Annotated in this window: 12 protein-coding genes; 9 read left to right on the forward strand and 3 right to left on the reverse strand. The window is 70.1% G+C overall.

The genetic code is table 11. The annotated features are described in order from the left end of the window. Positions 1-128: 128 nt before the first annotated feature. From Bra3105_RS14485 to Bra3105_RS14520, 8 genes are all read left to right on the forward strand, one after another. Positions 129-1,694 carry an amino acid ABC transporter substrate-binding protein/permease gene (locus Bra3105_RS14485; protein WP_228357413.1) on the forward strand — a complete coding sequence of 522 codons (1,566 nt, stop codon included), beginning with the start codon at positions 129-131 and terminating at the stop codon, positions 1,692-1,694. Then, the gene (locus Bra3105_RS14490) at positions 1,691-2,506 is read left to right on the forward strand and encodes an amino acid ABC transporter ATP-binding protein (protein WP_228357414.1); all 816 of its coding nucleotides are present in this window, start codon (positions 1,691-1,693) and stop codon (positions 2,504-2,506) included. The genes Bra3105_RS14485 and Bra3105_RS14490 overlap by 4 nt, the downstream gene beginning before the upstream one ends. Before the next feature lie 153 nt (positions 2,507-2,659). After that, complete coding sequence (locus Bra3105_RS14495; RefSeq protein WP_228357415.1) at positions 2,660-4,003, forward strand: MFS transporter; 1,344 nt, start codon at positions 2,660-2,662, stop codon at positions 4,001-4,003. Beyond that, positions 4,000-5,100, forward strand: a complete 1,101-nt coding sequence (locus Bra3105_RS14500; protein WP_228357416.1) for an Ldh family oxidoreductase — start codon at positions 4,000-4,002, stop codon at positions 5,098-5,100. The genes Bra3105_RS14495 and Bra3105_RS14500 overlap by 4 nt, the downstream gene beginning before the upstream one ends. After that, positions 5,097-5,969, forward strand: a complete 873-nt coding sequence (locus Bra3105_RS14505) for a dihydrodipicolinate synthase family protein (protein WP_228357417.1) — start codon at positions 5,097-5,099, stop codon at positions 5,967-5,969. Before Bra3105_RS14500 ends, Bra3105_RS14505 begins: the two co-directional genes overlap by 4 nt. A gap of 90 nt (positions 5,970-6,059) precedes the next feature. Then, the gene (locus tag Bra3105_RS14510; protein ID WP_228357418.1) at positions 6,060-6,734 is read left to right on the forward strand and encodes a GntR family transcriptional regulator; all 675 of its coding nucleotides are present in this window, start codon (positions 6,060-6,062) and stop codon (positions 6,732-6,734) included. A 64-nt stretch (positions 6,735-6,798) separates the two neighbouring features. Continuing rightward, a complete protein-coding gene (locus Bra3105_RS14515) occupies positions 6,799-7,758 on the forward strand; it encodes a phosphoglycerate dehydrogenase (RefSeq protein ID WP_228357419.1) in 960 nt (319 codons plus the stop codon). Positions 7,759-7,859: 101 nt separating this feature from the next. Further along, positions 7,860-8,771 (forward strand): Cof-type HAD-IIB family hydrolase, encoded by a 912-nt coding sequence (locus Bra3105_RS14520; protein ID WP_323188827.1) that lies wholly within the window; start codon positions 7,860-7,862, stop codon positions 8,769-8,771. Between the two features lie 58 nt (positions 8,772-8,829). Here the strand turns inward: Bra3105_RS14520 and Bra3105_RS14525 are convergent, their stop codons facing one another. The 3 genes from Bra3105_RS14525 to Bra3105_RS14535 all read right to left on the reverse strand — a co-directional run bounded on the left by Bra3105_RS14525 (position 8,830) and on the right by Bra3105_RS14535 (position 14,740). Further along, entirely contained in the window at positions 8,830-10,371 is a 1,542-nt protein-coding gene (locus Bra3105_RS14525; protein ID WP_228357420.1) for a sugar porter family MFS transporter, read from the reverse strand. A gap of 134 nt (positions 10,372-10,505) precedes the next feature. Continuing rightward, positions 10,506-13,088: an excinuclease ABC subunit UvrA gene (locus tag Bra3105_RS14530; protein ID WP_228357421.1), complete on the reverse strand. Its 2,583-nt coding sequence runs from the start codon at positions 13,086-13,088 to the stop codon at positions 10,506-10,508. Positions 13,089-13,195: 107 nt separating this feature from the next. Further along, positions 13,196-14,740: a sodium:solute symporter family protein gene (locus Bra3105_RS14535; RefSeq protein ID WP_228357422.1), complete on the reverse strand. Its 1,545-nt coding sequence runs from the start codon at positions 14,738-14,740 to the stop codon at positions 13,196-13,198. A gap of 275 nt (positions 14,741-15,015) precedes the next feature. Between Bra3105_RS14535 and Bra3105_RS14540 the strand changes: the two genes are divergently transcribed. Beyond that, the gene (locus tag Bra3105_RS14540; RefSeq protein ID WP_228357423.1) at positions 15,016-15,738 is read left to right on the forward strand and encodes a M50 family metallopeptidase; all 723 of its coding nucleotides are present in this window, start codon (positions 15,016-15,018) and stop codon (positions 15,736-15,738) included. Positions 15,739-15,785 lie beyond the last annotated feature (47 nt).

Raw genomic sequence — 15,785 nt, forward strand, 5'->3', positions numbered from 1 at the left:
GCTATGGTGCACGTGCTGTACGACACGTCACGACAACATCGCACGTGCCGCCTTCGTCGGGCTCGCAGCCGTGCGGATCCCCTCAGGGCACCGATGCCCGGGCGGCCGCGAGGTCCGAGGAGGAACCGGTGTCGCCCCTTTCCCCGCCCACACCAGGCATCCCGCCTGCGTCACCCATCGCGGCCCCGCCGCGCACCGCGTCGGCCGCCCTCGCGCCCGCGCCCGCCGGATCCCGGCCACCCGCCCTGCGCTGGATCGCCCTGCTCGCGGTCCTGCTCATGGCCGCGCTCACCGCCGCGGTGAGCGCGCAGCCCGCGCACGCGGAGCCGAAGGAGAAATACGTCGTCGGCACCGACACGACGTACGCGCCCTTCGAGTACACGGGCTCCGACGGCGACCTCGAGGGCATCGACATCGACCTGCTCAACGCGATCGCGAAGGATCAGGGCTTCGAGGTCGAGATCCGTCCGCTCGGCTTCGACGCGGCGGTGCAGGCGCTGTCCTCGAACCAGGTCGACGCCGTGATGGCGGGCATGACCATCACGGACGAGCGCAAGGAGTCCTTCGACTTCACCGACACCTACTTCGTGGGCGGCGTGCAGTTCGCCGTGCCCGAGAGCAGCGACATCTCCTCCCTCGACCAGCTGAAGGGCGAGACGGTCGCCGTCAAGAACGGCACCACCGGCAAGGACTTCGCCGAGGAGAACAAGGACAAGTACGGCTACACGGTCGACACCTACCAGGAGACCACCGACGTGGTCGACGCGGTGAAGTCCGGGCACGCCGTCGGCTACTTCGACGACTACCCGGTGATCGCCTACGGCATCACCCAGGGGTCCGGCTTCAAGCAGGTCGGCGACCCGCAGGGCGGCGGTGACTTCGGTGCCGCCGTGAACAAGGGCAAGAACGCGGAGTTCCTCGAGAAGTTCAACGCGGGTCTGAAGAACCTCAAGAAGAGCGGCGAGTACGACACGATCGTCGAGAAGTACGTGGGCGCCCAGGGCAGCGACGGCGGCGGCGAGCAGGCGCAGAAGCCCGACCGCTCCGTGCTCACGGTGATCACGGACTACTGGCCGCAGCTGCTGCACGGTGTGTGGCTCACGTTCCTGTCCACCGTGGTCGCTCTCGTGCTGGCCTTCGTCCTCGGCATCATCTTCGGCTTCGCCCGGCTCGCGCGCTTCGCGCCCTTCCGCTGGATCGCGACCGCCTATGTGTACGTGTTCCGCGGGACACCGATCCTGGTGCAGGCGTTCTTCATCTTCTTCGCGATCCCGCAGATGTTCCCCGACCTCAAGATGGGGCCGTTCGTCGCCGGTGCGATCACGCTGACGCTGAACACCGGCGCCTACATGACCGAGATCATCCGCGGCGGCATCCAGGCCGTCGACTCCGGGCAGACGGAGGCCGCCCGATCGCTGGGCCTGGGCCACCGCAAGACCATGCAGAAGGTCGTGCTCCCGCAGGCCTTCCGCATCATGATCCCGACCTTCGTGAACCAGGGCATCATCACGCTGAAGGACACCTCGCTGCTGAGCGTCATCGGACTCGCCGAGCTCACCTACCAGTCCCGGCAGATCATCGCGACGACATACATGTCCTCGCAGGTGCTGGTCGTGGTGGCGTTCCTGTACTTCGCGGTGATCACGGTGCTCACCCTGCTGTCGCAGCGACTCGAGAGGAAGTACGCGGTATGAGCGAGCAGACGAGTCCGAGCGGGCAGACGAGCGCCCACGGCGGCGCGGGTGCCGGCGGTGCGACGAAGGATGCGGGCGAGCGTCCCGAGAAGATCGTCGTCGAGGGCCTGCGCAAGAGCTTCGGCGACAACGAGGTGCTCACCGGCATCGACCTCACGGTGAAGGAGCGCGAGGTGGTCGCGATCATCGGTCCCTCGGGATCGGGCAAGTCCACCTTCCTGCGCTGCCTGAACCGTCTGGAGGAACCCACCGGCGGGTCGATCGTCATCGACGGCGCCGACCTCTCGGGGCGGAAGGTGAAGATCGACGAGGTGCGCCAGAGGATCGGCATGGTCTTCCAGCACTTCAACCTCTTCCCGCACATGACCGTCCTCGAGAACATCACGCTCGCGCCGATCCAGCTGGGCAAGTGCTCCGCGAAGGAGGCCGATCAGCGCGCCCGCACCCTCCTGGACCGGGTGGGGCTCGCCGAGAAGGCCGACGCCAAGCCGGCCTCGCTCTCCGGCGGTCAGAAGCAGCGTGTGGCGATCGCGCGAGCGCTCGCCATGGAGCCCGAGGTGATGCTCTTCGACGAGGCCACGAGCGCGCTCGACCCCGAGATGGTGGGCGAGGTGCTCCAAGTGATCCGCGACCTCGCCGAGAACGGCATGACGATGATCCTGGTGACCCACGAGATGGGCTTCGCCCGCGAGGTCTCCAACCGCACGATCTTCATGGACGGCGGCGTCATCGTCGAGGCGGGAACGCCCGAGGAGATCTTCGACGATCCGCAGAGCGAGAGGCTCAAGGACTTCCTGGCCAAGGTGCTCTGAGCACACGGCGACCTCCGCACCGACCCGGTGCACGAGCGCGGCCCCCGCACCCACCGGTGCGGGGGCCGCGGTGCGTCCGGTGCCTCTTGCACACTCACCGTCTACCGTTTACCGTTAACGAACGGGATACCGACGAACAAGGGAGTGACCGGTATGGCATCCGTGGCCACGGAAGACGATGCGCGCGGTGCGCGCCGAGAGGGGCGCCCGAAAGCCGGCGTATACCGATATGCGGTGCTCGCTCTCGTCACGCTCGGCGTTTCGGTGAACTACCTGGATCGAGCGACGATCAGCGTCGCCCTCCCTGACATCCAGCACGACCTGGGGTTGGCAGAGGCTGCAACGGGTGTCGCGCTGTCTGCGTTCTTCTGGACCTACGCGACATTCCAACTGCCCAGCGGCTATCTGGCCGGACGCATCGGGCCCCGCGTGATGATCGGTGCGTCCGCGCTCTGCTTCGGCCTCGTGACCGTACTGATGGGGTTCGCCTGGGGTCTCGTCTCCCTGATCGTGCTGCGCCTGCTGCTCGGTATCGGCGAGAGCCCTGCATTCCCTGCCTCGGCCCAAGTGGTGTCCCGGTGGTTCCCCCGCTCAGAGCGGAGTTTCGCCTCCGCGACCTTCAACAACGGCAACCCGATCGGGTCCACGCTGTGCATCCCGCTCGTCGCCCTGCTGATCACGTGGGCGGGATGGCGCAGCGCCTTCTACGTGACGGGTGCGGTCGCGATCATGTACGCGATCGCCTGGTGGTTCCTGTACCGCGATCCGCGAGCCTCGCGCCGGCTGCGCCGCGAGGAGCTCGAGTACATCGAAGCCGATCAGGAGGAGGCCAACAGGGATGCTGATTCCCAGCAGACCGTGCCCTGGCGCTCTCTTTTCCGCCACCGGATGGTCTGGTCGATGATGATCGGCTTCTTCTGCATCAACTTCGTGGCCTACTTCTTCATCACCTGGTTCCCCACGTACCTGGTGCGCACCTACGACCTCAGCCTGCTGAAGTTCGGTTTCATCGGAATGATCCCCGGGATCGCATCGATGCTCGGCGGATGGACCGGCGGGCTGGTCTCCGATCGACTCGTCCGACGAGGGGTGCCGGTGAGCCGCGCTCGCAAGATCTGCCTCGTCGGTGGGCTGCTGGGCACCTCGGTGATCATGCTCGCGGTGCTGTCACCGACGGTGTCGACCGCGCTGCTCGCGCTCTCGCTGTCCTACTTCTCCTCGACCTTCGCGGCAGCCTCGGTATGGTGTCTGCCCGCCGACGTCGCCCCGGTCAACGCTCATGTGGGTTCACTGGGAGGAATCCAGAACGCCGCGAGCAACTGCGCGGGCATCGTCTCGCCGATCCTGATCGGTGTGATCACCGGTGTGACGTCGTCCTTCGCGATCCCGTTGGTCATCGCAGGAGTCGTCGCCCTGCTCGGGGCCGCGAACTATGCGTTCGTGATGCCGAAGATCGAGCCGCTGCGCTCGACCTCGCCGCAGGCGGTGGGCGCATGACGGACGACGACCGCCGGGCCGTGGAACTGGATGTCGATGAGCTCCAGGACCGTTTGCGACGAATACTCGAGAACCTCGGGAGCCCGGCAGACGTCGCCGCCGAGGTCTCCCTCCACCTGGTGAGCGCGGAGCAGTCCGGCCACGCGAGCCACGGCGTCCTGCGCATGGCGCAGTACGCGAGGGAAATCGATGAGGGCAGCATCGATCCAGCGGGTCGCCCCACAGTCGTCAACCGGTCGGGAGCAGCAACGGTCCTCGATGCGCACCATGGCTTCGGGCACTTCTCGGCGGCCACGGCCGTCGACGTCGCCGCCCGGTCCGCACGTGAGCACGGAGTCGCCACCGTCGCCATCCGGGATGCGACCCACATCGGCCGCCTCGGCGAGTACGCGGAGCGGCTCGCCGACCTCGGACTCGTCTCGATCATCGTCGCTGCGGCAGCTGGCCCGGGCATCGGCTCCATGGCTCCTTTCGGGAGCTCCACCGGCCTTCCCTTCCTCAACACCAATCCGTGGGCGATGGGTTACCCCGGTGCGGACGCGCCGATCATCTTCGATGCCGCGATGTCCGTGATTCCCGAGGGCAAAGTCCACGCAGCCCTCGCACGCGGCGAGGACGTCCCGGAGGGCGCGCTCCTGGACCGCCACGGCGCGCCATCCATGTCTCCGCAGGACTTCCTCGACGGTGGCACGCTGACTCCGCTCGGGGGCCCCGGGTCCGGTCACAAGGGATACGGCCTCGCCCTGTCCGCAGCGCTGCTCGGGGGTCTCGCCCACGCAGATGCCGCCGCACCGCAGCTGAACGGTCTCGCTCAGGTCCGCGGTGCGGACGAGGGCGGGCGCCGCACCGGGGGCGTCACGATCATCGCGCTCGACGTCACCGCATTCAGCGATCGCGGCGACGAGTATGCAGAACGCACCACGCGCCTCTCGGATGCGATCCGCGCCGACGGTGCGCTCGTTCCCGGCGACGTCGAGCGAAAAGCTCGGCGGCGTGCCGACGGCACGGTGACGCTTCCCGGCGAGACCCGCCGCGCGCTCGAGGCACTCGAGCGCGGAACCGACCCCTCCACGTCCACATCCGAGGAGACTCCATGACCACGGCCCGACCGACCATCCTCACGGCCGCCCCGGTGGGCTTCACCGCCGACGGTGCCGTCGACCTCGATGCCTCGCGCAGGATCTTGGAGTTCATCCGGGACTCCGGCGTCGACGGCTCCTTCGTCCTGGGAACGACGGGCGAGTTTCCTTCGCTCTCCCGCGAGGAGCGCCGATCGCTCGCCGGACTGAGCCTCGAGGTGCTCGCGGACCGCCGGGTGGTGGTGCACGTGGGAGCACCGAGCATCCACCAGGTCCGCGAATTGATCGATGACGCCCGTGGCGCCGGTGCACGCGCCGTCGCGGTCCTGACTCCCTACTATCTGCCCGCGAGCACGACGGCCGTCGTCGACTTCTTCCGCGAGGCGGCGGCCGCAGCCGAGGGGCTCGATGTCTTCGCCTACCTCTTCACGGCGAGGACGGGGAACGCAGTCGGAAGTGATCAGCTCGCCCAGATCGCACAGATTCCCGGGATCATCGGTGCGAAGGTCAGCGGGGAGACGCTCGAGCACGTCGCCTCCCTGCGCACGTCCGTTCCGGCGTACTTCCAGCTGCTCACCGGATCGGACGCTGAGATCGCGCGCGTGACCTCGCGTGGGATCGACGGTGTGATCTCCGGCGTCGCCTCGGTGCTGCCCGAACCGTTCGTGGCCGTCGCGGAGGCGCTCTCCGCGGGCGCCACTGACGACGAGCTGAAGTCGTTGCAGTCCGGCGTCGACCGTGCTGTCGAACTGATCCGGGGCGACCCGGAGCGGATGAAGGCGGGGCTGGCGGCGCGCGGCGTCGACGCCGGGACCAGCCGTATGGCCCTGGACCGACCCGAGCCGGAGCTCGCCGACCTCGTCAGGTCGTTCTCGGGGCTCTCGTGACGCGGAGACCTGGGCGAGATGGCAGGGCCGGTGATGATGCCTTCGTGCGACGGGCTACGGTAGTCCGGACCGTCGAGCGGAGAGGCACACATGCACCAGAACCGGCTGCGCAGCGTCCCCATCGGGGTCCGGCTCGCCGAGACGCTGAGGGACCGGATCGTGCGGGGGACCATCCCCGCGGGAACGCACCTCGTCGAGGACAGGGTCGCGGAGGAGTTCGACGTCAGCCGCGGACCCGTGCGCGATGCACTGCGCATCCTCTCGATCGAGCAGCTGATCGAGCCGGTGGGACGACGGGGACTGCGCGTGATCGGCCTCGGACCCGACGGAGTGCGGGATCTCTATGCCGTCCGCCGCGGTCTGGAGACCGTCGCCGTCGCCGAGGTGTGCCGTGTTCGATCACAGGAGGGCCTGGACCCGCTGCGCCGGAGCGTGGAGACCATGCGCGGCAGCACCGGCGACGTCGATGCGTTCGCGACGAGCGACCTCGCCTTCCATCGCGCCCTCTACGAGACCTCGGGGAACCGGCGTCTGCTCGCGCTGTGGGAGCAGATCGAGCCCCTGTTCGCCTGCATCCTCGCGATCACCAACAGCATCGACGTGGACCTCGACCCTGTGGTCGTGGACCATTCGAACCTGCTCGAGGTCATCGCCTCGGGAGATGAGACGCGTGCCGTCGACGTGCTCGAGAAGCACCTCGACGGCTCGCGCCGACGCATCATCACTGCGCTCGAGCAGGTCTGGACGCACTCCGACGGTTCCTGACAGGGGCCGCGGGAGGCGGTGACCGGCTCAAGGCGCATCGTCTACGAAGGAGCCTCCGCACCCCATGAGCACAGCCCCCGTCGTCCTGGCCTGCCCCTCCGACTACGAGAACGTGTCCGCGGAGGGCGCCCGTGCGCTCTCCGAGGCGGGATTCCGCCTCGTTCCCAACCCGCACGACCGACCGCTGTCCGCGCAGGAGGTCCGCTCCCTCGGAGCCGGGGCTGTCGCCGCCGTGGTCGGACTCGAGGAGTGGACCGACTCCCAGATGGACGCTCTGCCGTCGCTGCGGATCCTGTGCAAACAGGGCGTAGGTGTCGACAACATCGATCTCGACGCGGCGCGGGAGCGAGGGATCATCGTCACTAATGTCCCGGGCGGGAACGCCGGCGCCGTCTCCGAGTTCACGGTGGGCCTGCTCATCGCGGCACTGCGCAACCTTCCGCAGGGGCAGCGCGCCGCGGCGGACGGGGACTGGAGCCGATTCCCGGGCCGGGAGATCTCCGCACTGACCATCGGCCTGCTCGGCTTCGGCAGGATCGCGCAGCTCGTGGCGCAGAAGCTCGTCGCCTTCGGAGGCGCCGTGATCGCCCACGACCCATATCCGGACGAGGAGGCCGCTCGCCGCCTGGGGATAGAGCTCGTCGAGCGCGAACAGCTCCTGGCGCGCAGCGAGGTCCTGTCCCTGCATCTGCCCGTCCTCCCGGAGACCGTGGGCACGGTCGACCGGGCCTTCCTGAGGTCGCTGCGAGACGGCGCGCTCCTGGTCAACACCGCGCGCGGCGCCCTTGTGGACGAGGTGGCCCTGCTGGCCGCGCTCGAGAGCGGAGAGCTCGCGGGGGCAGCTCTGGATGTCTTCTCCACGGAGCCTCTGCCCGCCGGGCACCCGCTCGCGCGCCACCCGCGTGTGCTCGCCACCAACCACATGGCCGCAGAGACGCGCGAGGCGTATGCGGCGATCTCCCGGGCGAACGCCCAGGCGATCATCGACGTCGTCGATGGCCGGGAGCCGGCGAACGCGCTGTGAGGTGGACGGGAGACTGATGCAGCGTCCGTCCCGGGTCATCTACGGTCTGAACAGCGGAGTCGCTCCGCGCATGCCCCTTCCTTCGTAGAGAAAGCGATCCCGTGCCCGAGTCCCTCACCGGCGCCAGCACCAGCGCCCCTGCCCGCACCTCGTCCGCCGAGCCCTGGACCGGAATCGCCGAGGGTCCGCACGACGTCCGCCTCGTCGTCGCGGACATGGACGGCACGCTGCTGACGCCCGAGGGCGAGGTGCCCGGCGAGTTCTGGGCGCTGCAGGAGCGCATGCACGAGCGGGGCATCGAGTTCGTGCCCGCGAGCGGCCGCCAACTCGCGACCCTGCGCGCGACCTTCGGGGGAGAGGCCGACGGCACGGCAGGGGAGTCCGGCGCGCCGGGGATCGACACCTACGTCGCTGAGAACGGGACGCTCGTCGTGCACGACGGGGAGGTCGTCGCGACCACGACCGTCGACGCGCCGACGGCCCACCGCGTCGTCGCGCGGGTGCGGGAACTCGTCGCGGGCGGCCTGGACCTCGGCCTCGTCGTCTGCGGGGTCGAGACCGCGTACGTCGAGCGGGCCGACGAGGCCTTCCTCGCCGAGGCCCGGAAGTACTACCACCGGCTCCAGATCGTCCCCGACCTCGACGCGGTCGAGGGCGATGTCCTCAAGCTCGCCGTCCACGACTTCGCCGACGCCGAGGCGACCTCCTCCCGGTTCGCCGACCTCGCCGAGACCCACCAGGTGGTCGTCTCCGGCGCCCACTGGATCGACGTCATGCATCCCGAGGCGGACAAGGGCCGTGGCATTCGTGCCCTCCAGGACGCGCTCGGCATCACGCCCGCGCAGACCGCCGTGTTCGGCGACTACCTCAACGACCTCGCGATGTACGACGTCGCCGAGTGGTCCTTCGCGATGGCCAACGCCCACCCGCGGATCATGGCTGCCGCGCGGTACACCGCGCCCAGCAACGCCGAGCACGGCGTGGTGCGCGTGCTCGAGCGTCTGCTGGGGTAGGCATCGCCCAGGCCCAGGCCCAGGCCCAGGCCCAGGCCCAGGCCCGGTTTTCGTGTGCTCAGCGCAGCGCGGCCGGGGCCACCGACGGCTGCGAGGGATCCTCGCGGTTGACGGGGCCCTCGAACAGAAGGATCGACTCGTCGGCCCCCTTGCCGTTGGTCTCCGGCAGGAAGCGGTGCACGAACAGCACGCCCAGCAGGCACAGCACCGCGAAGATGATCATCACCCAGCTGAGGCCCAGGCCGTCGCGCAGCGGCGGGAAGGCGAGGACCAGCGCGAAGTTCGCGAGCCAGTTGACGGCCGCGGCGATCGCAGCGGCGCGGCCGCGCACGGCGGTCGGGAAGATCTCGCCCTGCAGCAGCCAGCCGGTGCCGCCCACGCCGATCGCGAAGCTCGAGATGAACAGCGCGAAGGTGATCATGAGGACCACCAGCTGCGCGGTGCCCGTGAGGGTCGCGTTGCCGATCGCGCCGATCACGAGGAAGACGATCATGAAGCCGAAGCCGCCGATGGAGAGCTTGCGCCGGCCCAGCTTGTCGATCCAGCGGAAGGCGAAGTAGGTCGCCAGCACGTTGACGATCGCGAGCACTCCCGCGGCCATCACGCCCGCGATCTCGGCATCCACGGGGTTCCCGGCGTCGGTGCCGAAGTAGGGGCCCAGCAGCTCGGGGCCGTAGTAGAAGGCGACGTTGATGCCGGTGATCTGCTGGAAGACGAAGAACACGCAGACCACGACCAGGGCGCGCCGCACGGCAGGCGTCCACAGGGTGGTGTTGGCCAGGCGGCGCACGCGCTCCTGGACGGCGATCGCCTCGGCGTGGACCTGCTCGGCCGTGGCCTCGATGTCGAGCTTGCGCATCGCGGAGAGCACGTCGTCCTCGCGTCCGCGCTCGAGCAGCCAGCGCGGGGACTCGGGCATCCGGGCGCGCAGCAGCAGCGAGAGGATCGCGGGGATGAAGCCGACGCCCAGCATGATGCGCCAGTCCACGGTCACCGCGGCGTCCGGGAACGCCTTGAGCAGCAGCACGGCGATGACGTACGCGCCGAGGATGCCGATCGTGATCATCCACTGCTGGATGACGGCGAGCGAACCGCGCCGCTTCTTGGGCGCGAACTCGGCGATGTAGGCGGTCGCGATCGCGGAGTCCGCACCGATCGCGAGGCCGATGATGATGCGGCCGACGATCAGGGTGGTCGCCTCGGGGGCGAGCGCCGAGATGATCGAGCCCAGCGCGAACAGCGCCGAGTCGACCAGCAGCAGGGACTTGCGGCCGAAGCGGTCGGTCAGCGGACCGGCGAGCAGCGCGCCCACGAAGGAGCCGAGCGAGGCCCCGGCGACGGTGATGCCGGTGCCCCAGGAGCCCAGGTCGAAGGGCAGGAACACGAGGGCAGAGCCGATGTTCGAGGAGTCGAAGCCGAAGAGGAACCCGCCGATCGTCGCGAGCACCGCGAGATACAGGTAGAGCCCCTTGACGTCGCGCGCGTCGAGCGCGGCGAGCACGCCGCCGCCGGGCGGTGCTCCGTCAGGGGTCGAGGCGGGGTCGGTGCGCCCGGAGGAGTCGCCGACGGGTCCTGATGCATTCTCCGGTGAATTCGACACGCCCGGGACTGTACTCCTCGGCCGACGGGCCTGCCGGGGCCGAGGGGCCGCGGTGGGTGGGATGTCCGGATTCCCGTGCTGCTCGAGGGGGCCGCGCGCCCCCTCGACGTGACGCAGCAGTCACCCGGGAGGCGTCAGCGTTCTGCGTCGGATCCCTCCGTCGGGTGCGCGAGGTGCGCGCGCAGGAAGCGACCGGTCGCGCTGTCCGGATCCTCCGCGAGCTCGTGCGGGGTCCCGGTCGCGACGATGCGGCCGCCGGAGGCCCCGCCGCCGGGCCCCATGTCGATCACGTGGTCGGCGTTGGCGATCATGTCGAGGTCGTGCTCGATCACCATCACGGTCGCGCCGCTGCCCACCAGGCGGTCCAGGACGCGCAGCAGGGTGCGCACGTCCAGGGGATGCAGGCCGACGCTGGGCTCGTCGAACACGAAGAGCGCGTCGGTCTGGCCGCGGTCGATGTGCGCGGAGAGCTTGAGGCGCTGGGCCTCGCCGCCGGAGAGCGCCGGGGTGTCCTCGCCGAGCGTCAGGTACCCCAGGCCGAGGTCGACGAGCGCCTGCAGGCGCCTGCGCACCGCGGGGATGTCTCCCACCTCCTCGATCGCCTCCTGGATGGTGAGGGCCATGAGGCGGGGCAGCGTGACCCCGCGGCGCGGGAGCGCCTGCGCGGCGGGGGAGTAGCGGGTCCCCTCGCACTCGGGGCAGTCGATGTCGACGTCGGGCAGGAACTGCACGTCCAGGACCACGCGGCCGGTGCCCTCGCAGCGGGGACAGCGCAGGGACCCCGTGTTGTACGAGAAGTCGCCCGCGCCCAGTCCGGCCTCCTTCGCCTCGGGGGTGCGGGCGAAGGCGCGGCGCAGGTCGTCCAGCACGCCGCTGTAGGTGGCGACGGTCGAGCGGATGTTCACGCCGATCGGGGTCGCATCGATCTGGTGGACGCGGCGGATGCCGGCGGCATCGAGCGTGCGCACGTGGGCGGGGAGGACGGGACGGGACGAGCCGTCGGACGATGCTGCCGGCTCGCCGTCGGCCGGTTCTCCGTCGGACCCGCGCGCCGTCGCTGCGCGCAGCGCCGGGACCAGGGACTCGAGCACCATCGTGGTCTTGCCCGAGCCCGAGACGCCGGTGACCGCGGTGAGGCGGCCGAGCGGGACGCGCACCGTCAGCGGGTGCACCGTGTGCAGGGCGCTCGTGGTCATCCCGATGACTCCCCGGGCGAACACCTCCGCGGGGGACGCCTGGTCGCGGACCACCACGTCGGCGCTGCCGTCGAGGAACGGACCGAGGCGGGAGTCCCCGGAGCCGATCACCTGCGCGATGCTGCCGCTCGCGGCGATCCGGCCGCCCTCGCGCCCGGAGCCCGGACCGATCTCGATGAGATGGTCGGCCTCGCGCAGCACCTGCACGTCGTGGTCGACGAGGAGCACGGAGTTGCCGTCGGCCAGCAGATCGCCGATCAGTGCGAGCAGTCCGTCGATGTTCGAGGGGTGCAGGCCGATGCTGGGCTCGTCGAGCACGTAGAGCACGCCCGTGGTGCGGTTGCGCACCGCCCGGGCGAGCTGGACCCGCTGGCGCTCGCCGGTCGAGAGCGAGGAGCCCGCGCGGTCCAGCGACAGGTATCCGAGCCCCAGCTGCACGAGCCGGTCGGCCATGCCTGTGAGCTGGGTGACCAGCTCGCGAGCCATCGGCTGCATGTCGGAGGGCAGCGTCCCGGGAACGGTGGGGACCCAGGCGAGGAGGTCGTCGAGGGTGAGAGCGGTGGCCTCGGCGAGGCCGAGGTCGCCGATGCGGGGAGCGCGCGCGGCGGGGGACAGGCGGGTGCCCCGGCAATCGGGGCACACGGTCTCCACGAGGAAGCGGCTCACGCGAGCCAGGCGCTTCTCGCTGTCGGCGCGGCGCAGCTCCTCGGTGACGGTGAGCCGAGCGTTGCGGAACGTGAAGTCGAGGTCGTGCACGCCCTTCTTCGACGTCACCGTGATGTGCTTCTTCTCCTCGGGGCCGTCCAGCACGATCTCGCGCTCGGCCTCGGTGAGATCCCGGAAGGGCACGTCCGTGCGCACCCCGAACTCGCGGGCGATGTCGGGCTGGACGTTGAAGCCGAACATCTGCCAGGGGGCGACGGCTCCCTCGTCGAGGGACTTCGAGGGATCCGGGACGAGGGCGGCGTCGTCGACCTCGCGGACCGTGCCGATGCCCTCGCAGCGCGGGCACGCGCCCTCGGAGTTGAAGGCGAGCGACTCCGCGCCCGGGGCGTGCACCTCGGCGCCGCAGACGGGGCAGGAGAACGGGATCTCGGCGGCGACGTCGATCGTCGGCGGGACCCGGTGGCCGTTCGGGCACAGGTGCGAGGCCAGGCGCGAGAACATCAGCCGCAGCACGTTCAGCAGCTCGGTGGAGGTCCCGAAGGTCGAGCGCACACCGGGCACCGCCGGCCGCTGGCGCAGGGCGAGCGCCGCGGGCACGTGGGTCACGGAGTCGACCGCGGCGCGCGGGGCCTGGGACATGCGCCGACGGGTGTAGGTCGAGAGCGCTTCGACGTACCGGCGCGACCCCTCCGCGTAGAGCACGCCGAGGGCGAGGGAGGACTTGCCGGAGCCCGAGACCCCGGCGATCGCGACCAGTGAGTCCAGCGGCACGTCGACGTCGACGTCCCGGAGGTTGTGCACGCGCGCGCCGCGCACCTCGATGTTGCTGGGGCGGGGGATCCGGTGTGGGCTCACCGGATCACGCTATCGGCCCCGCCGCCGGCGCGGAGGAGGTCAGCAGGACCCGTCGGCCCCCAAGCGCGCCCTCGCGCTGCAGCCTCACCCTCTCGCGCCCTCGCGCCTCACCCTCTCGCGTCCTGGGTGCGGCGCACGTAGGTGCTCCTGGTGCCGAAGATGGTGAGCGGCCGGATGTCGTGCCCGTCGCCGCCGCCGGGACGGATCGCGTTCCGGACGAGCGAGACCAGGTAGCCCACGATCACGGTGCCCACGAAGGCGAAGCACGCGACCATGAACGGGGTCGAGCCCGAGTCCTGGACGATCCACGCGGCGATCGAGCCGACGACCAGCCCCGCGATGACGCCCACGGCGTTCGCGTGCCGGGTGAAGATGCCCAGGGCGAAGACAGCGGCGATCGGGGTGCCGAACAGCCCCAGGATCGAGAGGAACAGGTTCCAGGTCTCCGCCTGATCGGTGCTCGCGAGGTAGAGCGCCGCGCCCGTGCCGATGATCCCGGCGACGATGATGATGGCGCGGGCGAGGCCGACGGACGACCTCCTCGCACCGCGGCGCACCAGGAAGCGGTCCCACACGTCGACCGTGAGGCAGGCCGAGATCGAGTTGAGCGAGGAGGACAGCGTGGACTGGGCCGCCGCGAAGATCGCCGCGAGCACCACGCCCGAAACGCCGGCGGGCAGCACGTGCACCACGAAGTAGGGGACGATCGCGGAGGTGTTCACCGAGTCCGGCAGCGGGCTCGTGTGCTTGAAGTAGCTGTACAGCAGGGTGCCCATGCCGTAGAACAGCGGGATCGTGATGAGGGAGAGCACGCCGTTGGTCAGCAGCGAACGGGCCGTCTCCCGGCTGCTCGCGGTGGTCTGATAGCGCTGGACCACGTCCTGGCTGCCCGTGTACTGGTAGAGGTTCGTGAACACCGAGCCGATGAAGATGATCGGGATCGAGGCGCCGAGCATCTCGCCCAGGTCCCAGTCCTTGCCGGAGATCAGCTTGTCGTCGGCGATCGCGTCGCTCGCCACGGTCCCGAGGCCGCCGTCGATCGTGAACAGGCCGAAGCCGATGATCACGACCGCGCCCAGCAGCAGGATGATGCCCTGGAGGACGTCCGCCCAGATCACGCCCTCGATGCCGCCCAGGAACGTGTAGATGATCGAGAGCATGCCGACGATGGCCGCCACCAGCACCGGATTGATCTCGGTGACCGAGGAGATCGCGAGCGTGGGCAGGTAGATGACGACCGCGATCCGGCCGATGTGGAAGAGCACGAACATCAGCGAGCCGATCAGTCGCATCGCCGGGCTGAAGCGCTCCTCGAGGTAGTCGTAGGCCGTGACCACGTTGAGCTTGCGGAAGAACGGCACGTAGAACGCGATGAGGACGGGCACGATCGCGAAGATCGCGAGGCTGCCGGCGGCGTACGACCAGTCGCTGAGGTACGCCTGCTCGGGCGTGGACATGTACGTGATCGCCGAGAGCGTGGTCGCGTAGATGCTGAAGCCCGCGGCCCACGCGGGGATCCGCCCCTGGGCGCGGAAGTAGGAGTCGGTGCTCTTCGACGCGCGGCGCGTGAAGTACACGCCCACGCCCAGCATCGCGAGCAGGTAGATGACGATGACCGCCCAGTTCAGGGCGCCCAGTCCGGTGGTCTCCACGGAATCCCTCCAGGGTCTCGGGCCCCGTGCCGGACGGGGCGATCGACGCTGATCGTGCGCGACGGGAGCACCCCCGTCATCAGACGTCTGATGTCCTGCCATGCTGGTGACGATAGCGTGCCCACGGCATGTGCGCGAGAGCTGTCCTGCGGGCGTGACCCGTCTCTCGTCGGCCCGCCGGCCCGTCGCCGGTCTCCCTCCGGCCCGTCTCTCGTCGGCCCGCGCGCCACACGCGCCACGGCCCGGTCCCAGCTGCGCCTGGGATGCTGGCGGGCGTGGACATCGGCACCTCTCTCACCGACGCCCTCTCCGGGGCGTGGCAGCGCAGCCTGCCCGCGACCCCGCCCGACCAGGGCTGGTGGTCGCTCGCCGCGATCGCCGTGGCCCTCGCCGCCGTCGTGGTCCCGATCGTCTGGCGCTTCGCCCGCCTCGCGGTCACGGTCGTGCACGAGCTCGGGCACGCGGGCGTCGGCATCCTCGTGGGCAGGCGCTTCACCGGCTTCGTGGTCAGCGGGGACATGTCCGGCCACGCGGTGACGGTGGGGCGGCCGACGGGCCCTGGCCGGGTGCTCTCCGCCTGGGCCGGATACCCGATACCCGCGCTGGTGGGGGCGCTGCTCATCCAGATCGCCTTCGGCGGCTGGGCGCGCACGGCGCTCGCCGTCGCGCTCGTGCTGCTGATCCTCTCCCTGGTCTTCTCCCGTTCCCTGCACACGGTCGCGACCGTGCTGGTGAGCGCCCTCATCGTGGGCGCTGTGTGGTGGTGGGGCGGGGCGCTCGGCCCGGGCGCCCTAGTGCTCGCGCTCGGCGTGCTGCTCCTGCTCGGCGCCTGGCGGCACCTCGGGACCGTGATGGCCGGCGGCCGCCGCCAGGACGATCCCCAGCAGCTCGCTCAGCTCACCGGAGTGCCCGCATGGGCATGGAACGCCGGCTACGTGCTGGTCCTCGCCCTGTGCTCATGGTGGGCCGGGGCCGTGCTGCTGCGCGCGCTGGGCTGAGGCGTCGGCCCGTCGGCCCGCCCTCGACGTCCGCTCCTGACGGGCGG

The organism is Brachybacterium halotolerans subsp. kimchii (genome assembly GCF_020792675.1).
Classification (GTDB): Bacteria; Actinomycetota; Actinomycetes; order Actinomycetales; family Dermabacteraceae; genus Brachybacterium; species Brachybacterium halotolerans.